Annotated in this window: 21 protein-coding genes; 5 read left to right on the forward strand and 16 right to left on the reverse strand. The window is 52.5% G+C overall.

Translation table 11 applies throughout. From position 1 onward, the window contains the following. Positions 1–90 precede the first annotated feature (90 nt). Positions 91–2,529 (reverse strand): TonB-dependent receptor, encoded by a 2,439-nt coding sequence (locus CHB92_RS10815; RefSeq protein ID WP_089319219.1) that lies wholly within the window; start codon positions 2,527–2,529, stop codon positions 91–93. A 109-nt stretch (positions 2,530–2,638) separates the two neighbouring features. Here CHB92_RS10815 and CHB92_RS10820 point away from each other — a divergent pair, with 109 nt between their 5' ends. Further along, positions 2,639–3,643, forward strand: coding sequence for a helix-turn-helix domain-containing protein (locus tag CHB92_RS10820; RefSeq protein ID WP_089319220.1), 1,005 nt, complete (start codon positions 2,639–2,641; stop codon positions 3,641–3,643). A gap of 382 nt (positions 3,644–4,025) precedes the next feature. Beyond that, the gene (locus CHB92_RS10825) at positions 4,026–5,849 is read left to right on the forward strand and encodes a glycoside hydrolase family 2 TIM barrel-domain containing protein (protein WP_089319221.1); all 1,824 of its coding nucleotides are present in this window, start codon (positions 4,026–4,028) and stop codon (positions 5,847–5,849) included. Positions 5,850–5,950: 101 nt separating this feature from the next. Here the strand turns inward: CHB92_RS10825 and CHB92_RS10830 are convergent, their stop codons facing one another. The 13 genes from CHB92_RS10830 to CHB92_RS10890 form a co-directional block, all read right to left on the reverse strand. Continuing rightward, positions 5,951–7,030, reverse strand: a complete 1,080-nt coding sequence (locus tag CHB92_RS10830) for a glycosyltransferase (protein ID WP_218824249.1) — start codon at positions 7,028–7,030, stop codon at positions 5,951–5,953. Next, complete coding sequence (locus CHB92_RS10835) at positions 7,014–8,930, reverse strand: glycosyltransferase family 2 protein (RefSeq protein ID WP_089319223.1); 1,917 nt, start codon at positions 8,928–8,930, stop codon at positions 7,014–7,016. The genes CHB92_RS10830 and CHB92_RS10835 overlap by 17 nt, the downstream gene beginning before the upstream one ends. Before the next feature lie 38 nt (positions 8,931–8,968). Then, positions 8,969–10,102 carry a glycosyltransferase family 9 protein gene (locus CHB92_RS10840; protein ID WP_089319224.1) on the reverse strand — a complete coding sequence of 378 codons (1,134 nt, stop codon included), beginning with the start codon at positions 10,100–10,102 and terminating at the stop codon, positions 8,969–8,971. A 40-nt stretch (positions 10,103–10,142) separates the two neighbouring features. Then, positions 10,143–10,946 carry a glycosyltransferase family 2 protein gene (locus tag CHB92_RS10845; RefSeq protein ID WP_089319225.1) on the reverse strand — a complete coding sequence of 268 codons (804 nt, stop codon included), beginning with the start codon at positions 10,944–10,946 and terminating at the stop codon, positions 10,143–10,145. After that, the gene (locus tag CHB92_RS10850) at positions 10,943–12,088 is read right to left on the reverse strand and encodes a glycosyltransferase family 9 protein (RefSeq protein WP_089319226.1); all 1,146 of its coding nucleotides are present in this window, start codon (positions 12,086–12,088) and stop codon (positions 10,943–10,945) included. The genes CHB92_RS10845 and CHB92_RS10850 overlap by 4 nt, the downstream gene beginning before the upstream one ends. Continuing rightward, positions 12,081–13,589: a D-glycero-beta-D-manno-heptose 1-phosphate adenylyltransferase gene (gene rfaE2 / locus CHB92_RS10855; RefSeq protein WP_089319227.1), complete on the reverse strand. Its 1,509-nt coding sequence runs from the start codon at positions 13,587–13,589 to the stop codon at positions 12,081–12,083. Before rfaE2 ends, CHB92_RS10850 begins: the two co-directional genes overlap by 8 nt. A gap of 7 nt (positions 13,590–13,596) precedes the next feature. After that, positions 13,597–14,169 carry a D-glycero-alpha-D-manno-heptose-1,7-bisphosphate 7-phosphatase gene (locus CHB92_RS10860; protein ID WP_089319228.1) on the reverse strand — a complete coding sequence of 191 codons (573 nt, stop codon included), beginning with the start codon at positions 14,167–14,169 and terminating at the stop codon, positions 13,597–13,599. Between the two features lie 3 nt (positions 14,170–14,172). Further along, positions 14,173–14,898 (reverse strand): SDR family oxidoreductase, encoded by a 726-nt coding sequence (locus CHB92_RS10865; protein WP_089319229.1) that lies wholly within the window; start codon positions 14,896–14,898, stop codon positions 14,173–14,175. 3 nt (positions 14,899–14,901) lie between these two features. After that, positions 14,902–16,260 carry a glycosyltransferase family 4 protein gene (locus CHB92_RS10870; RefSeq protein ID WP_089319230.1) on the reverse strand — a complete coding sequence of 453 codons (1,359 nt, stop codon included), beginning with the start codon at positions 16,258–16,260 and terminating at the stop codon, positions 14,902–14,904. Further along, complete coding sequence (locus tag CHB92_RS10875; protein ID WP_089319231.1) at positions 16,239–17,237, reverse strand: glycosyltransferase; 999 nt, start codon at positions 17,235–17,237, stop codon at positions 16,239–16,241. The genes CHB92_RS10870 and CHB92_RS10875 overlap by 22 nt, the downstream gene beginning before the upstream one ends. Before the next feature lie 28 nt (positions 17,238–17,265). Continuing rightward, positions 17,266–18,342, reverse strand: coding sequence for a glycosyltransferase family 9 protein (locus CHB92_RS10880; RefSeq protein ID WP_089319232.1), 1,077 nt, complete (start codon positions 18,340–18,342; stop codon positions 17,266–17,268). Between the two features lie 336 nt (positions 18,343–18,678). Next, a complete protein-coding gene (locus CHB92_RS10885; protein ID WP_089319233.1) occupies positions 18,679–19,773 on the reverse strand; it encodes a glycosyltransferase family 9 protein in 1,095 nt (364 codons plus the stop codon). Between the two features lie 113 nt (positions 19,774–19,886). Next, complete coding sequence (locus CHB92_RS10890) at positions 19,887–20,351, reverse strand: YbhB/YbcL family Raf kinase inhibitor-like protein (RefSeq protein ID WP_089319234.1); 465 nt, start codon at positions 20,349–20,351, stop codon at positions 19,887–19,889. A 288-nt stretch (positions 20,352–20,639) separates the two neighbouring features. Between CHB92_RS10890 and CHB92_RS10895 the strand changes: the two genes are divergently transcribed. The 3 genes from CHB92_RS10895 to CHB92_RS10900 are packed head-to-tail and all read left to right on the forward strand — an operon-like array spanning position 20,640 to position 21,590. Continuing rightward, complete coding sequence (locus tag CHB92_RS10895) at positions 20,640–20,939, forward strand: hypothetical protein (RefSeq protein WP_089319235.1); 300 nt, start codon at positions 20,640–20,642, stop codon at positions 20,937–20,939. 5 nt (positions 20,940–20,944) lie between these two features. Further along, entirely contained in the window at positions 20,945–21,091 is a 147-nt protein-coding gene (locus tag CHB92_RS25800) for a hypothetical protein (RefSeq protein ID WP_179223013.1), read from the forward strand. A gap of 58 nt (positions 21,092–21,149) precedes the next feature. Next, a complete protein-coding gene (locus CHB92_RS10900; RefSeq protein WP_089319236.1) occupies positions 21,150–21,590 on the forward strand; it encodes a DUF421 domain-containing protein in 441 nt (146 codons plus the stop codon). A 92-nt stretch (positions 21,591–21,682) separates the two neighbouring features. On the opposite strand, the gene glf is transcribed toward CHB92_RS10900, so the two are convergent. Then, positions 21,683–22,900 (reverse strand): UDP-galactopyranose mutase, encoded by a 1,218-nt coding sequence (glf, locus tag CHB92_RS10905; protein ID WP_089319237.1) that lies wholly within the window; start codon positions 22,898–22,900, stop codon positions 21,683–21,685. Positions 22,901–23,355: 455 nt separating this feature from the next. Continuing rightward, a complete protein-coding gene (locus tag CHB92_RS10910) occupies positions 23,356–24,567 on the reverse strand; it encodes a sensor histidine kinase (RefSeq protein ID WP_089319238.1) in 1,212 nt (403 codons plus the stop codon). Positions 24,568–24,607 lie beyond the last annotated feature (40 nt).

The following is a 24,607-nucleotide window of genomic DNA, read 5'->3' on the forward strand; positions in this document are numbered from 1 at the left end:
TGGTTTTTACTTTCCTTGGGAACACATCAGCTGCTGGCAGAGAAACACAGCAGCGGATGCACAAACTTAGACTAAATCTAAATAAAAAGACTAAAATTTATAAGTCACGATGCCAGAGAAATTTCTTGGCTGTATTCTGTCGATGTAGTTAGAGCGGTACGCATCATAGCCTACTTCGTCCAGGATATTGTTGAGAAGCAGTCTAAGGCCCCAGTGTTTCTGGAATTCATAACCCAGTTGCGCATTCAGGATCGTGTAAGCTTTGTTGTACCAGGGAGCGGTGTCTGGCGCGATGGCGTGGTACTGTACCCCATCCTGCGTCCAGTCGTTATAAGGGCGCTCGCCTAAATAGTAGGCGCCTAACCCAAGGCTCAGTCCGCGTGCAATGCCTTCACTTACCGTGTAGTTTGCCCATGCATTAAAAGTATGCTTCGGGGTATTGTTTGGCGCTGATCCCGGCACAAAGGTCGTGTGCTCTTTGTACTGTGCATCGATGTATGCGTAGCCCGTTACAATTTCCAGGTTCGGCAGTACACGGCCAGTCAACTCCACCTCCACGCCTTTTCGCTCGTCGTTACCTCCTTTGGTGTAATAACCTGCTGATACCACGGCTCCTGTTTCATCCACCCGGAAGACCTCCAGGTTCATGTCCCTGTTATTGATCTGGAACAGCGTCAGGTTAAAGCGCAGGCGGTTATTAAACCACTCTGTCTTCAGGCCCGCCTCAACCTGGTCGATGCGCTCGGCACCCAGCGGATCGCCGTTTACATCCACCACGGCAGCGGACCGGGGATTAGAGCTGTTGGTATAAGAACCGAAAACATTAATGTTTTCATTTACCGTGAACATGACTCCGGCCAGTGGGTTCCAGAAATGCGTCGTTTCACTGGTCTCTTCATCGTTCTTCGTTTTGTTGGTGCTGTAACGCAGGCCACCGTATACCCTTGCCCAGTTCGTCAGCTGTATCACATCCTGGAAAGAGGCCCCAAAGCGGTAATCGTAGGACTGTGTTTCTCTTGTCAGCTCAAAGGCTGGCAAGCCTTCCGGAAGCGTGTTTGATACAGTAGCCGGATCAAGAACGTTGATCCGGTCGATGGCAATGGAGTTATAGGTTGGCACGTACAGGTCGATGGCGCGGTAGTCTACCCCGGCCTGGAAAGTATGTAGCACGCTTCCTGTCTTTACTTTTTGCCCAACAAAGTCGAACTGCAACACGGTGCTCTTGTCCTCTCTTGACGAGTTATGGGCAATAGAGCGATTATACCAGTTCACCTGGTCCACGTTAATGCCGTTCTCAACATCGCGCTTTACGGCAGAAAGGTTGCTCTTGATCGCGTCCGCATTGTAGTTTGAATGGAAAGCAGCCGCACGGATGTACAGGTTGTTGGTCAGGTTATGCTTAAAGCGGGCTGCGTAGGTACTGTGTCTGATATCGGTCAGGTCAGAGTCAAAACCCAGGAAGCGGTTAGATGGCAGGTCATAAATTTCATTCTTTTTGTTTCCTATAGAGAGGTTTACTGTGCCAACGTCTATGCTCTGCTCCTCATCAAAGTAATCCATTTCGAGCGTAAGGGTACTCCTGGCGTTAGGTCGCCATTCGATCGATGGGTTGATGTAGAACGACTCGTTGCTCATGTGGTCCCGGAACTTGCCCCCGTTCTCATAGGCTCCGTTCATTCGCACAGCCAGCGTCTTCGACTCATTTACCACGCGCTGCACATCAAAAGTAGGGCGGATCAGTCCCCAGCTTCCGGCACGCAGTGACAGGGACCCGGCATTCTCAAACTTAGGCGTCTTGGTCACGATATTCACGATACCGCCTGGTCCGCCAAGGTCGGTGGCTGCCCCCATGGTCACGGAGCTCGCCCCTTTCAGCACCTGAACGCTTTCCACGCCCTGCATATCCGTGGAGAAACCGCCACCCCGGAAGTCTGTCATCACCCGCACCCCGTTCTTTAAGGTAGGGATACCACGGAAGCCCCTGGACGAGATGCTCTCGCGCACACCGCCAAAGGTGGAGTAGGTATACACCCCGGGCACGTTGCGCACCCCCTCTATCACGGTCAGGGCTCCCTGCTGCTCTATCAGTTTCTCCGAAATAACAGAAATGCTCTGTATCTGCTCACTTGGCTTCAGCGGAAGGCGCGTAAGGGCATCCAGTTTCTCGGGTTGCTTGTTGCGCTCCCCAAATACCTCTATTTCGGCCATGGTATTGGCCTTGTTAGAAAGCCGGAACAGGATCTCTTCCGTTTCGCCTCTCTCTAACTGCACCTCAACGGTCTTCCCTTCAAACCCCATCGAGAAAGCACGCACCTGGTACTTTCCTTCCGGCAAACGGTACATATCAAAATAACCGTTCTCGTTTGTGATCGTGCCGTACGGTGTTCCTACGATCACCACGCTGGCGGCATTAAGGGCTTCTCCGTTGTCTTGTATTACCTGGCCTTGAACGCTCGCGCCCCGATGCTGTGCCCACGCTAACTGCGTCAGTAGCAAACAGAGGCTCAAAAGTGTAATGCTTTTCTTCATTTATATTTATTTAGACTTATTTTAAATAACTAACTTTGGCAAAAGTATAGTTGAGCAGCGGGGTCCTGGTATCGAAAAGAGGATAAAGAATATCGCTAAACGGATTATTATGAAGATAACTTCCAAAGTTGACGCCGTCAACGAGTGGATTTGCCATGAAGAACTTTCTACTACCTATGATAACTGCTGTGCGCCCTCCGAGAAGGAAGTAGTGCTGAAAGGTCCCGCCATCGCCTCGCTTCAGAGCTTCCAGATTAGCGCAAAGGGCTTGTTCATTATCAACACCGAAATGGTGTTTAACCGGCCTGTGTGTGACAGGTTTGAGGTAACAGACGAAAGCATCATCATGGGCTTTTACCTGGAGGGGGACGCTTCGGCAGAAGTTACGGGCCTGTTACCGGAAAGTGTTAGCCCGCCCAACATACACTACATCTGCTACACACCTTCTTTTAAAGCCGAGTTCCGGATGCCACCCCACAAGCTGCACCACTATTTTCTGATCATCCTGTCGAGGGAGTTCTACTTCCGGCTGCTGCACCAACAAAGCGGCCTGCACCAGGAATTTGCCAACCGGGTGGTTCAGGGCCAGCACTCCTACCTCAATCAAGAGCCGATGGAGATAACACCGGAAATAAAATGGGTGCTGAACGATATCCGGAACAGTCAGCGAAAGGGGCCTCTGAAAAGGCTCTATCTCGAAGCAAAAGTTTTAGAGCTGCTGATGCTGCAACTAGAGCAATGGCAGCAACTACAGGAGCAACGCACAGGGATGAATTTACTTAAGCGGGATGATGCGATTCGCATTACAGAAGCAAAAGCCATTTTAGATAAAAACTTCCATAACCCGCCTACCATCCAGGAACTGGCCCGCCAGGTATGCCTGAACGAGTACAAGCTGAAGCAAGGCTTTAAAGCATCCTTTCACCACACCGTGCACGGTTATGTGGTGTGGCTCCGGATGGAACAAGCAAAACAGCTGCTTAAGCAACAACAGTACTCCATATCAGAGATCGCCTACCGCATCGGCTACAAGAGCTCTGCTCACTTTACAGCGGCTTTCAAAAAGCACTTCGGATTTCTGCCCAGCCAGATTAAAGGGCAGTTCGGTGAATAAGTGGAGCTAGTTAAGCCGCTTTTAAAAAGCTTTAACTATAACAAAGCCATACTTTTGAAAGAGGTCTTACGGTAAATATCGTACTTTCATGTCTACTGTTCCTTTTAACGATAGGAACGTCCCGCGCTCTGGAACACCAGCTCTCCTACCCCTGTATTTTTTCCTTGCTTAGCGCTTCGTCATTTAGGCTCTCAGGTAGCCTGCTACAAGGACAGCGCATCAAGAATTAAAGGCTTTTTGCCAACATACTCCTAACAATTCGTATGAAAGTATTTAAAGCCTGGTAAAGACAGGAGCCTGCAGTAAAAGGTCGACTTGGAGCTTTACCTGATGCCTGTGTCATTTTGCATACGTTACAGTAAACAGCGCCGATTTGTCGCCTATGGATTCTACTAACACTAACTTCAACTTAACCGAAGGGATGGGCATCCCCCACACCGCACAGCAGGAGAACCCCTTGCCACGGGCTGTTTTACGCCCCAATACCCATTACCTTTTAGATGGAGAGTGGTCTTTTGCGGTCGATCCGGATGACCGCGGCCTACGGGAGCAGTGGTACTTAGGCCACAAGTACCAGCACACAGCCCACTGGCCAGGATCTGTGGAGGCACACATGGCCAAAGCCAAAGGCGAGCAACAAGCCCCGGCCTGGCGCGACAAGGTAATAGCCTGGTACGAACGAGAGTTCCCCCGGCCCGAAAAAAGCTCCAAGTCCTCGCCCTCTATGTTTCAGATCACCTTTGGTGCCTGCGGGTACGAGACCCGCGTGTGGCTAAACGGACGTCTGCTCAGTACGATTGAGGGCGAGGAGGTTCACTACGGGGAATACACTTCTTTCTCTTACGAGTTAAATGAAGAGCACCTGCTGCCTGTAAACCACCTGACGGTGCGCATTGCCGATACCATGAGTGCGGAGATACCACGGGGCAAGCAGGAGTCGCACGTGTACAAGCGGGGCGGGATCTGGTACCAAACCTATACGGGTGCTGTGAGGAGCGTGTGGCTCGAAACGGTGGAGCGGAACCGGCTCCGGACAAGAGTAGGCGTGAACAGTATTATCGAGGACTCCTTGGTGCGCTTTAATGTGACAACCCGCATCCATGACCCCGGGCAGTACACGCTCCGGCTAAAAGTATATGAACGGGATGGCGAGCAGGCAGAACCACTCGCCGTTTCCGACTTTTCCCTGCGCCTGCAGGCAGGGCAAAAGCAGCAATATGTGGTGATGAAAGTACCTGACGGGGTACAATGGTCACCAGAAAACCCACATCTTTACAGGCTGGTAGCACAACTAATTGATGCAACAGGCTACACAGCAGAAATAGAGGCCCACTTCGGGCTGCGCAAGTTCGAGGCAAGAGGACGGCATCTTTTTCTGAACAACAAGGAGATTTACATTGATGGTATTCTGTACCAGCCCGGAACTGCTACCTACGAGGAAATGCGGCAGCACATGTATGCCATGAAAGAGCTGGGCTGTAACCTGGTGCGGGTGCACATTGCCGGGGTCGACCCGCGCATCTACAACCTGGCAGATGAAATAGGGATGCTACTCTGGGTAGAAGTGCCCAGTACGCACAGTTCCACGACCCAAAGCCGGGAAAACCATAAGGCAGAGCTTATGCGCATGCTCGCCCTGATAGAAACCAATCCTTCTGTGGTCATCTGGAGCCTGTACAACGAGGATTGGGGCGCCCAGGACATTGCCACGAATCCCGATACCCGGCAGTACATCATGGACATGTTTCATTACATGAAAATAAGGCACCCGCAGTTTTTGGTAGTCGATAACGACGGCTGGCAGCATATCTCCTACGAAGGGAAACTGAAGTCCGACATCCTCACGGCACACCTGTACACACCAGAGTTAGAGAGATGGAAAGAATTGCTGGACCAACTGACAGCCGGGCAAATGGAGGGAGTGGCGGCCTTCCCACTGGTGGTGGGCGATCCTTACTTCTACCGGGGACAAAGCCCTTTAATTGTGAGTGAATGGGGTGGCTTTGGCTTTTCGGACTATGGCGGACCGCAAAACCTGGAAGACCGGGCGGAACGCATCCAGCAGTTTAAGGAGGAGTTACGCAAGCGACCTATCGCCGGAGACGTTTATACCCAGGCTACCAACATTGAGGATGAGCGCAACGGCCTGATAGACACGCACACAGGGGAACTCTCCGTGCCGGCAGGTTTACTTAGCTCGCGATAGGTGGCCATGGGTAGTGGCACACTACACTTATAAAATAAGCGGGATGCGAAGTTCTTGAACTACAGCATCCCGCTTATCCTTTTTGTATCTATTATCGTCACTTAATCCATTGGCACACTCCGTTTTGAAGGAGAGCTTTGCGAGTTGCCTTTGCCCTGGTCTTTAAAAGCCAGGCGCTCCATTTCCTCTACGGTCTTATTCCAGGAGTTTGCTTTTATCTTCTCGGCCTGCAGTTTCTTACGGCTTTGCTTTTGCTCTTCTGTTTCCTGTAAATAAGCACGTATTGCCTCTGCAAAAGAAGTAGCATTATCCTCGATGGCAACAGTTCCTTTGTACTCCCGTACCACGTCGCGTACTGGCGTAGAAACAATCGGCTTCAGTGCCGCCATGTACTCTAATGTTTTAGTAGGGCTGATATAGCGGGTCGACTCATTCAGGGCAAAAGGCATCATGGCCACATCCATTCCTTTCAGGTAGCCGGGCAACAGGGCATAGTCCTTCTTTCCCAGGTAATGAATGTTATCCGCTTTGGCAGCCTCCTTCTTATCGATCTTGGCAAAAGGACCGATCATAATGAGCGATACGTCCGGAAGCAATTGGGCAGTTTTTGCCAGCAGGTCCATGTCAATCCGCTCATCTATCACCCCATAATATCCTACTACCGGCCGCTTTACTTCCTGCAAGTCTTCTGGTACCTCTGTCGCTGCGTCCATGGCCTTTTCAAAGTGTTCACTATCTACCGAGCTAGGGAAGCAGTGCACATTGTTATGCAAGTCCCGCTTGGCTTCATACAACGATCTCCCCCCGGTAAACACCACTTCTGCTCTGCCTAACAACTGTCGCTCGTAAGCAGGCAGATTAGGCGAGGCATTTTTAAAGGCCGAATGCTCGTCCATGCAATCATAAATGACCTTGCCTGGATTAAAGGACTTGAGCAAATGGACATAGTAAGGCGAGTAAAACCAAAAAGCGGAAGCCTCTATCGCATCTACATGCTTCTTGAGCAAAGGCACGTATTGGCTGCACATGGTAGGCCAGTTATGCCAGGGAATGTAGGGTGTAAACACGGTCAGGTGATCATTTATCTTTACCTGCTTCACATGCCCCTGCGGATGTGCCTCGTCCGGGTCTTTGGGTTCTTCTACAAAAAGAATTGAATAACGCTCAGACAGCCTTGTCATGATGTGCTGTGGCCGTTGTGTCACCGACTTCCACCGCAGCTGGGAAAATACTATTATATCGTACTGCATTCTTTTTCGCTTTGATTATACTCCTAAAAAACTGAACCAACTCCTCTACGTGCGTATCAAACGCGAAAAGCATCCGCTGCTTCCACACGTTGTCCCGCAACGCTTTCATTCTGTCCCTGTCGTAAAGCTGCTTTCCCAGCTCGCTCATGTCCGAGAAAAACAAGCCCAGACCATATTTCTTTACCAGGGACTGCGTAGCTACCATGTGCCCCGTATTGTCGCGCTGCAACATAGGCAAGCCAGCTACCGCCAAAGTGGCCATGCGTGCCGGTATATTCAGGTCATCCCAGTTAGAGCGCATCAGCTCACCGTTGTTCTCGCTCTGGAAAAAGTGCAACCAACCGGCGTCGTACTGCGAGAACTCCTCTACCCAGCGGTCCTGGCTGCAGTTCGAATGAATGTGCAGATAGCCCGGTGCCATCGACATCGTACGCTCGATCCACTTCTTCCACTGCCCATGCGTAAAGTCACCGTAAAAATGCAGGTGTACCCCGTTCTCGGCCAGTTCTACCACTGTTTCCGGGTGCAAGCCTATAGGTCGCCCCGGCACGACGGTATGGACCTCGCCATCTTTTTCTGATAGCAGCGGCGAACGCTGCTCCGAGAACCACTCTTTCTTCGGCAGGTCCCCGTCCAGGATTAGCGTATGTTCTGAGTTGTGGGGCAGGTACTGCTCAAACCAATCCCGCATTTCATCACTGGTATAGATCTGGCCGTCCGACTTCGTATACAGGTCTATGAGCTCATTCCAGGTACCTTTCTCCAGGTTGATAAAAGGGCCCTCCTTGTAGTGCCACACAAAAGGGATACCTAGGTTGTGCATCAGCACTTCGTGTGCAAACGGCACAGCCTGCCAGTTTAGCAAGGCATAGAGCACGTCTGGTTGTATTTCCCTGACCCGCTCTACCCAGTTCTCGTATGGAATGTCCTCCACGTGCCCGAAAGGCAGCGGCCCTACCGTATTGTACCAATAGGGTTCGCGCATCCAAAGGCCATACAGCTTGTGTCCCTGCTCCTCCAGCGCCAACACCCGCTCCGAGTTATAGGCCAGTTCCCCGACGAGCAAAATCTTTAAGCCATCCTCCGCCATGGGCGTGTCCGGCCTGTCCCGAAAGGGTTTAAAGTAGGCCTCCTCGTCAATGAAGTTACCAACCGTAGTATGGAAACGAAGCGGCTTTCTTACGTTGTAGTACAGCTTGTAGGGGTTAATCCCCCCTTCCGGTTCCTGTAGAATTTTATATCGTTGTGCCGGGTGGTCTACCCACTCGCAGGTGACTATAGCGCTTGAAACAAACGCTTTCTGCTGGCCTAGTTTACCCCAGTACATCCGCTCCAGGTCGTCTGTCACCAATTCGTCCCGCTCCAGCCATATGTCTGCTGTCTTACGGTGTAACACCTGCACCAGTTGTAGCGGAAAGCCCTCTATTTTACCGTTTGCCGTACGATTGTAATGGTGCCTTACCCCCGAAAAGGCCAGCACTGCCGCAGGGTTTTCCTGCAGCAGGTTAAACAAGGATTGTAAATGTTCCTTGTAATACACGTCGTCAGAAGGCAGGTAAGCGATAAAGTTATAAGAGGCCTCGCGCAGGCCTTCGTTCAGGCTGGCTCCCAGGCCCACGTTCTGCACGTGTTTCCAGTACCGGATCCGCTCATCTGCCAGGTAAGGGCTAATCACCCGCTCCGTATCGTCGGGGCTACCGTCATTGATCAGAAGTAGCTCCCACTTCTGAAAAGTTTGCGCCTGCAGGCTGGCGAGGGCACGTGTAATGAACGCCTCCTGCTTGTAAGTAGGCATGATGATGCTTATCCCTTTGTCTGCTTGTGTTGGCATTAAGTTTTGTTTTTAATTGAGTGTATAAATAGAGCGTGCTACAGGATGTTGTGCTTGTTACTCTCCACCAGCACGTCCTGCCCCTTGGATAAGAGACTAAAGGTCTTCTCCAGCACATCCTCCACCGTTACATCATCCACAAAGGAGACCCGGTGGTCGCAGCCATTGTGCTCGTGGTGTAAATCATTTTCAAAACAACTGGTGCCACAATTCGGACAGCAGGTGTTCCAGCCAATGCAGGTGCGGTTCTTGGTGACGGTAAGAGGAGCCGCTGTGAGCATATTAAAGAACCAGTAAATGCCAACGGTAGGCGTACCCACGGCCCGGGCCACGTGCATAGGCCCGGTATCGTTCGATACCATGACCTCTGCCATCTCCATCAGAGCAGGTAGTTCACCCACCGACAGCTTTCCACAAAGGTTCAGCACCTCAGACTTCATCACCTGAGCTACCCGCGCACAAACCTCCTGTTCCTGTTCGGTGGCACCGGTCATGACAACCTTTAGCCCCTGGGCCGCCAGTTCATCTCCTACAGCCGCGAACTTCTCGGGTGGCCACTGCCGCTGTATACCAGAAGACCCGGGATGGATCACCGCATACGAGATATCTTTTAGCTCCGGATACTTTTGCAGCAGGGCTTCTTTCTCCCCTTCCTTCACCTCCAGGTGCGGCTCCAAATCATCTGTTCGGGCCCCAATCCTGTCTGCTACCTCCAGGTAACGCAGTATTTCATTCTGGCATAGATAATAGGGCACATTCCGGTCCAGAGGCGGGGCGTTCTGCGTTTTCAGTCCGGCGGTTAGCCTGGCCCCCAGCTTTAAAGTAAAAGGATTGGAGTTACGCCCTCCCCCGTGCATTTGCATAGCAATATCGAATTCCTCCTGTTGCATGGCCTGGAAGAAGTCCTCCACCTCCTGTTCGTTTTCCGGCCGGTCCGCCTCGTTGGGTATACCATGTGCTTTTGGTACGACCACCACTCGACTGACCGGGCTTTCCCTGTCCTTCAGCAGGTCGTAGTGCAGCTGTGTTCCCAGGTACACAATTTCGGCCTGAGGGTAGGCGTTGCGGATTGCCTGCAGGGCGGGGAGCACAAAAAAGAAGTCGCCCAGGCCGTTCGCGCGCAAAACCGCTATTTTCTTTACATTAGGTACTATGCTTTTATCTCTATCCATTCCTGGTTCCTGTTTCGAATGAGGCGGTTAGGCCTCTTTTTTATATCTGGAGGTACTCGGGTGCATTAATCTTTCTGTCAGGCACCGTCGTCTTCAGTTCCTGATGATAGGCACCGCTGGGCAGCAAGCCACAGCCTCCATACCTTTTCATCACGCGTAACTGTGCCAGCACATCTTCTCCGCAATGCTTCGTGGGGAGGGCCTGCCAAAAGTCAAAGCCGCCGATGTCGCGCAGCTTTAATGTGTCATACAGCACACAGCCGCCTCCCCAAGCAATTTTGTAAGTGCGGGGATCATCCGCCGTGATGCCATACTTTTGCTGCACATGCAGCAGGTTGGCGGCATTGTGCAGCTTATAGCGGTTCCACGCCTCACTTTGCGGCACGACCTCCTCGGGCTGCACTTTTCCTTCCCAGAATGCGATCGCCTGCTGGTGCGGTCGCACATCATCCCGATAGCTAAGACCGATCACCGCGTTGGCTACAAAGCCGCAGCCTTCCGTTTCCAGCGTCTGTACCATGTTCCGGATCACGTAGTCCTCCAAAATCAGGTCGTCATCCAGGAAAAGACTATACGGACTCTCTACCTGGTCCAGCAAAAACTGACGCTGCTGCGCCATGCCCTTGTGCGGCATATTACGCAGTACCTTCACTTCGTGCCCCCTGGACTCCAGCACACGGATAGCAGTTAACAGGGATTCATTTTGCTCCAGCACGTCCTGGTCGGACTGATCGGAGATGATCACATCGAAGTCTTTTTCTGTCTGGAAGCACAGGCTGGTTATCAGCACAGCCAGGGCTCCAGAACGGTTACAGGTAGGTATTAGAACGGCTATTTTTTTCATAGTCTGATAAGTGTTTGTTCCTCTCCCACTGCTACTTCGCCTAACTCTTCCGTCTCCGGCGGGCGCAGTAGCGTGTTTACGGCATCCAATACCTGCTCAGGTCCTGGCCTGCCGGCTGCTTGCTTAAAGGCGCGTTCGTTGGCAAAAGAGATGATGGTATTACGGCTCTGTACTTCCGCCGGCACGTCAAAAGGCAGCACCTTATGGCGTACCTTCCAGGGGGTATGCTGTGGATTGGTTAGGGCGTAAAGCACCACGACGGGGGTATTCGTGGCGGCGGCGATATGCACAGGCCCGGTATTGTTGGAGATCAGCACTGGTGATTGGCTGATCAGATTGATCAACTCCTCCAGGCTCAGTTCACCGCACAGGTTAAAAGCTTTATTCCCGGCCTGCTGCCGTATGCGCTCTGCCAACTCCCTCTCAGCATGCACTCCTGTTAGCATCACCTGGTATCCTTGCTCCTGGGTCAGCCTTTGCGCTACCTCCGCAAAATACTGTGGGGGGTACTGGCGCTTAACCTCGCTTACACCCGGGTGCAGTATAAGCCAGGGCCTGCCTGTGTCCACCCCTTTGGCTTGTAGCTTCTGCTGGACCTGGAAAGCTGCTGCTTCTTCGGTACGCAGTATCAGGTGCTGGTTATGGGTGAAAAAGCCGAGACTATCTACTAACTGAAGTTGCCGGTCCACCTCGTGCTGTATGCGGTAGAGGGGCTCCGCATCGGGTAACCAATCTGTGATGAGGTGATAGGGGTTTTCGCGGCAATAGCCTGCTACCCGGAGGATACCGGCCATATAACACAGCATCGCAGCAGGCAAAGGGTTTTGGCTGTATACGGTAAAGATGACAGCGCCATCGAAGGCATGCTGCTTTAGCTTCTCCACGATGTTCATGACAGCCTCACCAGACTGTTTGCTTTTGTTCTTGGCCCAGGGCGGGTCAAAAGTGAGCACCTCATCTATTTCCGAGATATAAGGCGCAATAGCGGCGCCGGCACGTGAGGCCAGCAGGGTGATCTTACAGTCCTGGTTTGTTTCCCTGATGGCCCTGATGGCAGGGCTCGTCATCAACACGTCGCCCAGGTTATCCAGCCGGACGCACAGCACGTTCTTGCACTCTTTCCACGCTCCTCGTTCAGGCATATCGTTCTCTTTCCTTTGATTCTTCCACTGACACGCCAGCTGTCCTGGCTTCCTGTATTTTCTTTATAAGTAATGAAGTAGATTGCTCCGTAACCAGGGGTAGGAAACGTACTTCTCCTCCCAACTCTCTTACAAGAGCGGCCTCCGGTAAATGCTCTGACAGGTAATTCCCTCCTTTCACAAAAACATGGGGCTTGATGCGGCGCACCAGTTCGGTGGCTTCGTCCTCCTCAAAGGCAACCAGCATGTCGATGCTTTGCAGGCCCGACAGCACAGCAACCCGATCGTAAAGGGCATTGATAGGGCGACCCTCTCCTTTGAACCGGCGGATACTGGCATCGCTGTTAAGTCCCACTATAAGTACATCGCCCAGAGCCTTTGCCTGGTTCAGGAGCTTTACATGGCCGCTGTGCAGAATATCGAAACAACCGTTGGTGAACACCAGGCGCCTTCCTTCCTGGCGCAGCGTCTCGAGGCGGCTTTCCAGCTCCGCGGTGTTGCGGAGAAACTTGGGCTGCTCTTTAAAGTGGGATTTCAGCTCTTGCTGGGTGCAGGCTACCGTGCCCTCTTTCTGCAGTACCACGAGGGCCGCTGCCGTAGCGACCTTGGCTGCCGTTTTAATTTTGGCGCCAGAGGCTATAGCCAGTGTTAACGCACTAATAAAGGTGTCTCCTGCCCCGATGGTGCGTTTGCGCTCCTGCGGGGATGACATGATGCGGCGCGGCTCCCGGCCTTTCTCAAAAATGATACAGCCCTCTTCGTCCAGGGTAACTGTGACATAGGTAGCCCCTGTTACTTTTAATAGTTTTTGACCGTTTTCTGTTATCTGCTGTACCCGGTCCTGGTGCAACAGGCCCGGTAACTGCAAAAGCTGCGTCGCCTCTTCGTAGTTAGGTTTCACGGCGGTAGGCCTGTATTTCCGGAACTTGCTAAGGTCTTTCGAGTCTATAATCAGGGGCTTCGGCTCTTTGTTGCGTAATTTGTCCAGTGTCTCCAGCACCTCCTCTGATACCACGCCATAACCGTAGTCGGATAAAACGATAGCATCCGCTTCTGCATAGAGCTTCTTTAACCGCATGCCAAGTGTTCGCCTGGAGCGGGCGCTTATGGTACCTTTTGTGCCCTCGTCCATCCGTAACAGGATGTTCGAGTCGACGGTTATTCTTTTCTTAGAAATGGTTTTGCAGGTTTTGTCCTGTATGATGCAATCCGTCAGCACCTTGTTTTGGCGCAGGATTTCCAACAGCTTTTTACCACTGTCGTCTTTGCCTACTACAGAAAGAAAAGTTGTTTCGGCACCCAGCGCAGCAAGGTTCAGAGCGGTATTAGCTGCCCCACCGCAATCGTCTTCCTGATCCTGCACGTCCACGATAGGTACCGGCGCCTCACGGCAAAGGCGGTGCGAGGCGCCGATCACATACGTGTCCAGCAGGGCATCGCCTATGACCAGTACTCTCCTGTCTTTAAACTGCTCGATCAGCTGTTGCGCGTTCTCTTTCATTCCTCTCTCATTTAGCAGTCTGTTTTGCTTCCTGCAGAATACAGGACACCACCTCCTTGAATGCTTTGACCACGTGTGTGGGCTCCCGGTCCGGGTTCATCACCCACTCGGTCTCGTTTCCATTATCGATCAGGATAGTCCGGCACCCCGCCTTATTCCCCGCCTCCACGTCGTGCAGTATGTCCCCTATCATCCAGGAGGCTGCAAGGTCTATCCCCAGGTCCTTTGCCGCTTGTAGCAACATACCCGGCTGGGGCTTGCGACAGGCACAAGCCTGGGTGTAAACCGGCACAATGCCTTCAGGATGATGCGGGCAGTAGTAAAAGGCATCCAGTCCGGCCTTGTATGGCTGAAGAGCGCGCTGGAGGGTCTCTTTTACTCCCTCCAGCGCCTGTTCTTCAAAGTACCCGCGCGCCACCCCCGCCTGGTTGCTGATCATCACCAGTAGATAACCCTCCGCCTTGAGCCGGGCAAGGGCCTCCGGCACGCCCTCGCACAGCCTGATCCGCTGTGGGTCTACGTTATAGGGCACGTCGTGCACCAGGGTTCCATCCTTATCCAGAAAAACGGCTTTCCGCATGGCTTACGGCCAGGAAGTTTCGCGCATCGGAATCACCATTACCTCTGGAATCACGGAGTCCTGTGGCTGGCAGAGCACGTATTTGACGGTGTCCGCTACGTTTTCCGGCTTCTGCAGTACATTCGGATCCGTATCGGGGAAGCGCTCCAGGATGAAAGGGGTCTGCATGCCACCGGCGATCACAGCCGTTACCTTGATGTTCTCCTGGCGCCCCTCTACGTGCAGGGCATGGGTAAAGCCCAGCAGGCCCCATTTGCTGGCGTGGTACGCCGAGGCATTGGCCCAGGTGCGCTTGGCTGCCGTAGACACGATATTCACGATATGGCCATGGCCATTTTCTTTCAGGATCGGAAAAACCGCTTTCGACACGTTAAAAGGCCCTGTCAGGTTTACCTCCATCACGCGGTTCCACTCCTCGTGGCTCAGCTCTTCCACAGACTTGGTATAGTCTATCCCGGCGTTGTTGATCACATAGTCGAGCTTTCCGTGCTCGCTGATCACTTTCTGGATGACCTCATCTATCTCCTGCACATTCCCCACATCCATCTTATAAGAGGCGGCTTTTCCTCCTGCCTTGCCTATCTCCTCCATTACCTTCCTGGTGCCCTCTTCTTTTATATCCACCGGGATGACGGTCGCACCGTCTGCTGCAAGGGTTTTACAAATGGCGGCTCCCAGTCCCTGGCCTCCACCTGTTACTAAAATGACTTTGTCTTTAACTGAATTCATGGCTTATGTTAGGGTTTGTTGTGCTAGTGTTGGTACAGTTGTGTCGCCTCCTTTCGGGCCGTACAGCTGCTCTATCAAGGGTAACTGTATTTTGTTCAGCAGGCTGCTCTTTCCTTTCTGTGCCGACAGTATTTGTGTTTCGTAGAGGCCGGCAATCTCACGCGCCACGATCTCCCAGGTAAACAAGGTGTTTACCCGCTTGATGCCGTTTCGGCTGAACGCGTTGGCGATCTGCGGGTTCTCGTACACCATCAGCAGCTTGTCGGCCAGGGCATCCGGGTCGTTTGGCGGCACCAAAAAGCCGGTCTTGCCGTCCTGTACACTGAACTTGATGCCCCCTACATTGGAGCCGATAACCGGGGTGCCACAGGCCATGGCCTCCAGCGGCGTAATGCCGAACGGCTCGTACCAGGGCGTACTCACAAACACATCTGCCGCGCTGTAGAAGTACTTCAGGTGGCTCCTGCCTCGGCGGCCAATAAAGGTCACTTTGTCGGCAACGTGCTCTGCCTCGGCGATTTCCTGCAGGCGCTTTATTTCCGGGGTCTTCTCCGGATCCGGGTCTTCGGATTCCCCTCCTACGATCACCAGCCGCACCGGCACATTCTTCTGCTGGAGCATGCTGGCCATCCCCCGGATCACGTTATCGATGCCTTTGCGGGGCACCACGCGGCCCAGTTGCAGGATCACGAACTCAGACTGATCCAGGCCCAGGTGCGCTCTTGCTTTCTGCTTGCTGATAGGCTGGAACTCTTCTTTGTCGAAGCCACAGGGCACAATGTGCATGCGGCTGTCCTGTGCCTTGTAATGTAGCTTCAGGTCTTCCCTGTCCTGCGGACACTCGGCTATGATCATGTCCGCCGTGCGGGCTACCGCCTCCTCTACTGTAAAGCGAGAGCTTGGGAAGCGGTCGGCTGCTCCCTGGTAAATCCGGCGAACCTTGCCCAAGGCATGGAAGGTGATCATATACGGGATATGCAGCCTCTTTTTCAAAGTAGCCGCGACGTATCCTGACATCCAGAAGTGGGCGTGGATGACCTGGTAGTTGATTTCCTGCTCTTTGATAAAGCGGATCATCTGTGCAGCGAACTCGTCCATGTACTGGAAGAGCTCCTCTTTAGGCACAAAGGCTTTGGGACCGGCGGCCATGTGCACTAGCCGAACGCCTTTGGCATAAGGTACTACCTGCGCCTGGTCCTCATCATCCCACCGGGTAAACACATCCACCTCGTATCCCAGCCGTGTCAACTGACGGGCCAGCTGGTCTACATAGATATTCTGTCCGCCACTATCAGTCCCCCCAAGCAACGCCAAAGGCGAGGCATGTTCGCTGATAAAGGCTATTTTTTTTCTGCTTGCCATAGGTACCTTCTGTTTGTAGGGTTCGTTGTCTGTCGCACGGCCTGATGAAAGGTCTGGCTCCACTCATAGGTAAAGTGACTAATGTTGAAATGACGCTGGGCAGCCTGCTGCGCACCTTTGCTGAGTTCACGGGCCACGACGGGCTTTTGCAACAGCATCTTCATGCGTTCGATCAGTACTGCCACATTTGTGTCAACAAAGCCGGATTCCCTGTTTTTGATGGCAACAGACATCTCCGTTGTCGCCAGGCCTACGATCGGCAGGCCTACCATCATGGCCTCGCAAACGGCAAGGCCAAGGCTCGTGTAGCGTATAGGGTTAAAGAAAAAGCGATATTGTCCGATAAAGGCGGGCAGGTCCGGCCCCGGTATCTCGCCCAAGCCTCCCAACGCTTTAGAGCCCATGCCCACCAGGTCGAGGGGCACTTCCTGCCGTACCGCCTCAAACACGTCCAGCCCCAGGCGGCGTCCCCGTTTTGACAGGCCGTTGATTACCACGATCCCTTTCTCCAGTTCGCCGGTGTATTTGGCGTTCTGGGGCACTACTACTCCGTGCTGTATCACTTTTGTAGGCGTGCGGTTGTTATCCCACATCAGGTTATTGAAGTGAGTGACGTGTACCAGCAGCATGTCCGGGTCGTCTACCACGTGGCGGGTATCGGTGGGTACTTCCCGCGGAGGGTCGTGCTCCAGAAAGATCTTTGGCAGGGCGCGTTGCTCCGGGGAAAGGATCTCGTACTGGTCCTCCAGGTAATTTTTTCGGGACTGAAACAAGATGCAGTCCACCTCCAGGTGCTTCACTTCCTCAACGGGCACATCATGCGCGTTACTGCCCCAGGCAAAGTGGCCGCTCCGGCCCCCGTAGCCTTCCGGCTTCCCCTCCTTTACGGGGAGGTAAAACTCACAAGGGGTTTGTGTGAGGTAGTACAGATAGCTTCCGTGTATATGCCATGTAAGAACTCGTAGCGGTTTTTCCATAGTTTATAGTTTGCCTTCTATTTAGTGTCTATATTCCCTGGCTAAGCTCTTCTGGCTTTAAGGTGTGGGCAACTGCCTGCTCTTCCTGCAGGGTGTGTTCCACAACCGAAATCACGTAGCCGGTATCCTCTATTTGCTGCCGAAGTATTACTTTGTGCAGCTCCCTGTTTTGCGGGGCCCACCGGGCAGGATCGGAAGTCAGGAAGAGTACGACACTCGGCGCTCCTACTGCGGCCGCCACATGCGACACCCCCGTATCGTTCGAGAAAAGCAACCGGGTATGCTTTAGCAGGGCCCCCAGCGTTCCCAGTCCCGTCCGCCCAGCCAGGTTAACAGCAGGGTGTTGCATCGCTGCGGCCATTTCCTCTGCCAGCTCATGTTCTTCTTTGCTGCCGGTCAGCACTACCTTGTATCCTTTAGCCGCCATCATATCCGCTACCCGTGCGAAGCTCGCAGTAGACCAGCGCCGTTTTACATCGCGGGCACCAGGGTGCACGCATACATACCGCTGTGGCTCCAGTTCATAGCGACTGCACAGCTCGCTGAAGGCTTGCTCCTCCTCTTCCAGAATGGGAAACTCCAGGTGATCTCCCTGCAGGGGGACTCCCAGGAACTTCATCAGCGACAGGTGCCGCTCTACCTCTGACTTGTCATCCGGGTAAGGCATAAAGAGCGCTTCATCCGGTTTAAACTGTCCTTCCTGGTAGTAGCCCCCCATGCGCCTGGCGCTCAGCATGCTAGCCGCAGGATTGGTGATCACGCCGCTGCCGTGCATCTGCAAGAGCAGATCAAAATTCTCCTTTGTACTTTTCTGGAGATAGTCTATGTAAAGCCCCCTATCGAAGGGCTGCTCCGGGAGACCGGGATACCCGGGGAAGCACAAAAAACCGGAAAAATAGTGCGCAAAGCGCTTTACAAAGCTTTCGGCCCAGGGCAAACCAACCAAGGTAATCTGTGCTTGTGGATAAGCTGCTTTGAAGGCACGTACGGCAGGTATGCAGCAAAGCAGATCTCCTAATTGCAGTGCCCGGAAAATGGCTACTTTTTTTAGACCTGTATCCTTCAGCATAAGTCCTGTCTTTTCCTTCATAAGCCTCTTATTCATGGGTCTTTTTTATAGAAGAGCTTGCTTACCTCTCCCAGATTAGAGCAGTTTCGCACGACGAGTCATGTCAGCTTTTATTTGGCCAGAAACCGGGAAGAATGGCTGAAAGCAAGTCGCTCATCATCTGGGCATTAGGCTAAACATCTTAAAAACAAAATATGTACATTTAACTACTGCTTCATATTGCATAACCTAACGGCGCTTCTATGTGGAGGTTCTTAAAACACAATTTTTTACGTGTAAATACCTATTCATTTTTGAAGCTCGTTTTTTATGTAAACCCCTTGAACAGCAGCAGCTTCTACAGGTAATTACAGCTGCCAGTACGTGAACACACTAAAAGTTCAGTAGTTTTTTCGCCTCTTCCAGCACCGCAGCCACGGACACATCCCGCACAAAGGAGAAGGCATGGTCGCAGCCTGTTGTTTTCGGCTCAAAGGGGTGCGGTTGGTTGGGCACCGTACCGCAGGCAGGGCAATGCATTTCCCAGGAGATGACAGGCCGGTGCGTAGCACGGGTAACCGGTCCCCAGTTGATCAGGTTAGGGGCCCAGTAGATGCCCACTGTTTTAGCCCCTACAGCCCGCGCCACATGCAAAGGGCCTGTGTCGCTTGAGACAACCAGGTCAGCAAGCGATAAAAGCCCTGCCAAGCCACCTAACGACAACGCTCCGCAGGCGTTTACCGCCTGTTGCTGCATTTGCTCCATCAGTGCGGAAACAGCGGGCTCGTCTGCCGCACTACCTGTAAATACCACCTGGTGTCCCTTTTGAACGAGTTCATCCGCCAGCTCTGCAAAGCAAGGCTCCGGCCACATGCGCCGCACATCCATTGCACAGGGGTGCAGTACCACAAAACGCTCCAGCTCTTGCTGTTTCAGATAAGCCCTTGCCTCCGCCAGGTCCTTTTCCAGCACTTGCATCTCCGGCTCCAGCGCCACTGGCCCGGCCCCTGCCAGCGCTGCTACCTCCAGGTAGCGTACTACTTCGCTCTGGTAATAATAATAGGAGACTGACCGGTCCAACGCCGCTGCCTCCGGACTGGAGATGCCTACCGTGTACCGGGCCCCTAACTTCTTCAGGAAAGGATTCGCCGCCACTCCTTTTCCCTGAAAGCTGACCGCCAGGTCAAACTGCTCTTCCCGCATCTGCTTAAAGAAACGCTCGAGGGCCTTGTCATCGGGGGCAGTCTGCTCCTCATCCCGGATACCTTTGTACACCGGCACTTCCAGTGTCCGGTCAACGGGTGTCCGCTTGTCTTTCAGGAAGGAAGTGAGCCAGGGCTTTGTTAACAGGATGATTTCGGCGGCAGGGTAAGCTGCCCGGAGGGCCTGTAAAGCGGGCAGCGTTACGATAAAATCGCCGAGGGCACCAGCCCGGAGAACGGCGATCTTCTTAACATGAGGGAAGGGCAAGTGAGCTGTGGAGGGCATATACTGGGTTATTCTCAAAATGGAGGGATCGGAAGAACACGGAGAAGGAGCACTAGCTATAGTGCTCCTTCTCCATGCGTACATCCTGTTTGCCGGTTGCGTGAGTATCCTGCTTACTCAGCTTCTTCTGTGGCAACTTCCCGCTTTTTGTACTTACCAACTAACAGTGCTTCTGCCAGCACGTGGCCATCCATTTCCCTGAGCACTACCTTGCGGTCCGATTCGTTCGGAATATCCAGCATTTTGTCCAGTGCATAGAGTTTGAAGTGGTAGTCATGCTCATTCTCTGGCGGGCAAGGGCCTTCGTAGCCAAAGGTATTGCCGTTGCAGAGGCCGGGCGTGGATTCCTCCGGGTAAGAATCCTCCTCGAAGCCTGCTACATGCGGTGCAATGTTAAACACGAGCCAGTGTACCCATGGCTTGGCCGGCGCATCCGGGTCCTCCACCATCAATACCAGGCTTTTGGCTTCCTGGGGCACATCCTCAAACGTCAGGGGCGGGCTCACGTTAGGCCCTTCGCAGGTATACTTTACCGGGACACGCTCCCCATCCTGAAATACCGGACTCTTTATTTTCATCTCTTTTAATATTTGAGTATTACAATAATTTAAAGTATCAGTACCTTATAGCAGCTGCTATTGTTGCATACTTCCGGGGGAAATATGTAGAATAGTCATTTACACGTAGAAGACGTACCGGGGAAACTTACGTGTTTCATTCCACCCCTGCGCTGGCACCCCAGGCCACAACGCCCTGCCCATAATCTTCCCGCTTCAGTATAAGGCCTTTGCCTGCACGTCAATCATCTATGGAAGCTATCGTTTTAACAGGAGGCACCCAGCAAGTAAAAGACAGACAATTTTACAATGGGACACTTCAAGTATAAGGATGACCTAGATGTAGAGGAAGATTTAAGGCTCCTGCGGTGGGAGTGGTTTCTGGAAAGAGTTAGCTGGGGCCTGATGTTCCTGATATGGGTGGCCACTGTACTGGGCTTTACCGGCAGAGGAGGAATGGGGGTAAGTCAGACAACAGCAGGAGGCCCGGAGACAAGCTTCGAAGTCCGATACGACGAGTACCTCCGGGAGGAAGCCACCACCGCCATGCTGGTTATCTTTCATGAGCCAGGCGCAGAGATAGCATACACTTCAACAGGTAGTTTATAGAGAAGGTGCGGTTCGAGCAGATTATCCCACAGCCCGAAAGCACAGCGATAGACCGGGACGGGCTCACCTTTACCTTTAACACAGGCTTTGACAAGGCACAGGTTCAGTTCTTTCTGCGCCCCACAGAGTTCGGTTCCTGTATACCCGCCTGACACACAAGAAAGAGGTCCTCTATCTGGAGCAGTATATCTACCCCTAAATCAAAATACTATGGAATCAGTATTTCGCGGCCTTGCTGTTTACTTTATTCTGCTCGTTAATTTTAGAGTTTCCGGTAAAAGGACGCTATACCAGGTAACCGTGTTTGATTTTATACTGATGCTTATTGTGGCAGAGACCACACAGCAAGCCATGGTAGGAATCGATAATTCTCTCATGAACTGCTTTATTCTGGTACTGACACTCGTTTTCACAGATATCACTTTGTCTTACGTGAAGCAGCGCTTCTCGAAACTGGATAACATACTGGAGGGAACCCCAGTGGTACTGGTAGATAACGGGAAGGTACTGGACCAGCGCATGAAAAACGCCCGCGTAGAGCTGGAGGACATCCTGGAGGCTGCAAGAAAAATGCAGGGCCTGAGCACACTAGATCAGGTAAAGTATGCCATTCGGGAGAAGAACGGCACGATCACCATCATTGCCAAATAGGGAAAGGTTGGAAAAGCTATAAAGGGAATGCTCTCTGGCTTGTTTTAAAGCCAGAGAGCATTCCCTTTATAATTGCAAAAGCCTGTGCTCTCTTACATTGCTTTTTCTTTTCCGTTCTTACTGGGCTTACCGTTGCTTCCTGCTTCTAAAGCCCTGTTCCCCAGGGCCACTCCTTTTTGCCCTAACTCCACTTTCGCACCGTCTACCTGTTCAGGTTCCCCTTTTGCCTTTATCTTCTTGAACTGGCTCAGCGCCTGTGCCACCACCTGGTCCATGTTATAATACCGGTAAGTTGCCAGCCGACCGACAAACGTTACCCCCGGTGTTGCCTCTGCCAGCTTTTTATATTTGTTGTAGATCTCAGCGTTCTCAGGCTTTGGTACGGGATAGTAAGGGTCCCCTTCGGCCATCGGATACTCATACACAATGCTGGTTTTGTTGTGTTGCTGCCCCGTAAGGTACTTAAACTCTGTTACCCGGGTGTAGGCATGCTCGTTAGGGTAGTTCACGACAGCGGATGGCAGGTGCACAGGCTTCTCCAGGGTCTCATGCTTAAACTGCAGCGATCTGTAGGGTAGCTTCCCGTACTTAAAGTCGAAATACTCGTCCACCGGCCCCGTGTAAATCATCTCCCGGAAGGGGATCACGTCTAGTATCTCGTGGTAGTCGGTATTGAGCATGATCTTGATGTTGGGGTGTGCCAGCATTTTCTCAAACATGGCGGTGTAGCCATGCAAGGGCATCGCCTGATATGTATCCGTAAAATAACGGTCATCCCGGTTGGTGCGCACCGGTACGCGGGAGGTAACCGACTTATCCAGTTCGGATGGATCCAGACCCCACTGCTTGCGGGTATAGTTCCGGAAAAACTTCTCGTACAGCTCCCGCCCCACCTTGCTCACCACCACGTCCTCAGACGTGCGGATGGTGTCCACCTCTTCTGCTACTGACTTAAAGAAATCATTTACGTCAAAAGAGGTGAGGTTGAGCCCATAAAGCTTGTTAATGGTGTCCAAATTAATGGGCATGGGCACCAGTTGTCCGTCTACGCTCGCCAACACCCGGTGCTCATATGGCCGCCACTCCGTGAACTGGGACAGGTAATCGAAGACATCCCTGGAGTTTGTATGAAAAATATGCGGTCCGTACTTATGCACCAGGATGCCCTCCTCGTTGTAATGGTCGTACGCATTGCCGGCGATGTGCGGGCGTTTGTCTAACACAAGCACTTTTTTATCTAACTGAGAAGCAAGTCTTTCAGCAATCACACTACCGGCAAAGCCTGCCCCTACGATCAGATAGTCAAACATATTTTCTCCTTTCCTTTAACAGAAGCACACGATAGCCCTTCCGGATAGATTCACGAAATCAATTAATCATACCACTATGGTTAAGTGCCTTGTGCAGCATGGCGTGGAGTATTCCCCTAGCTCCGTGCGCTACGCAGGTAAAAAAATACTGCTATATAGGAGACAACCTGAAGCGGTTAGCCTTCATACGTGCCACAGCACAGGCCAGTCTGATGATTTATACGGAATGGCTATAAGTATAAATTACCAAACCCGGTGCCTGACCTGCTAAGCGGATAAGATTTTCTTACGAGAAGAGTTCTTCTCCTGGCCAAGGAGAGAAAGGAGAAATTTAACGGAACCGCTGCAGCGCGCTGCAGGAAACCAAAGCCAGGCAGGTCCGTGGGGCCAGCTCTAGTAAGGCAGGAGGTGAAAAAATTGGTGCCAGAAGCACATCAAGCCGGCCCGTCTTTTTACTAAATGGTAAAGGCTACCACAAACTTAACGCCGGTGCCATGCCCTGTCAGGTCTGCCAGCAGCACCCCGTTATGCTGTTCAATGATTGCTTTGGCGCGCGGAAGCTCTAAACCGGATGTGCTCTCACCTCCGGTAGGCTTGCAGGAAAGCTTGGCGTACTTTAGGAGGGCTTTTCGCAAGTCCTGCTCCGTGAGCACAGAGTCCTCGGCACTTACCTCCACATAAAACTTATCGCCGGTTTCATAAACGTCCAGGGCCACAGAACTGGCAGCGGGTGTATATTTAATGGTAGTAGTGAGCAGTAAAGAAAGGGCTTTGTGCAGCAACTCCCTGTCTACCATTAGCTCACGCCGGCTTGCTACAGAGAAAAAAAGCTCCAGCCCCTTCTTGTTGGCGATGGGCTCACAGGCTTCCGCTACTTCCTGTGCTATCGTGGCAACGGCGATCATGCTTGGGTGCGGTACAACGGCGGCCTCGTCCTGGAAAGAGTCTGACAGCATTGCACGGGTATTATGGAGCATCTCCTGCGCAATCTGGTGGGCCTTCCGGATCAGGTACGGGCGCTCTTCCGTTGCTTGGGCCTCCTCTAACATCAGATTCTGTTCTTTCAGGGGCTCCATTACGTTAAGCTCTAGGCTGCTCTGTAGCTCATCGTGCTTCCGGACGGCCTTCCGTGAGTCTACGCGGAGTTCTATCTGCTCTACTAACAGCTGCGCCAGGTCCTGCAGAATACCCTTCTCTTCTTCTGTGATACCACGTGGCTTCGAGTCTACGACACAAACAGTACCGATGTGGTACCCATCATGGGTGCGAAGCGGCGCCCCCGCATAAAAACGAATCCCCCCCTCGGCGCTTACATAGGGGCTCGACAGGAGGCTGGGAATTTCGTGGGTATCCGTGAAAACCGTTACATCTGTATCATTAATGATGGTAAGCGAGCACAGGCTGTGATCCCGGTCTATACAGGAAGCATCCAACTCGCTTAGGTTGGCTTTAAACCAGACCCGGTCCTGGTCAACCAGGGACACAAAGGCGCTAGGTACCTTAAAAAGCCGGGAGGCCAGCTTGGTGATCTTATCGAAAAACTCTTCCGGTGGCGTATCTAACAACTCATAACGGTAGAGGGCCTTTAAGCGCTCCTGGTCATTTTCAGGGATAATGTTAGCAGGCTTCGTATAAGTAGCAGGTTGTGAACTGTGGTTTTGGATCATGAATAACGAGGCTGGCTTTCTTTTGTATGTTCTTGTACGG

This window comes from Pontibacter ummariensis (assembly GCF_900188175.1).
Taxonomy (GTDB): domain Bacteria; phylum Bacteroidota; class Bacteroidia; order Cytophagales; family Hymenobacteraceae; genus Pontibacter; species Pontibacter ummariensis.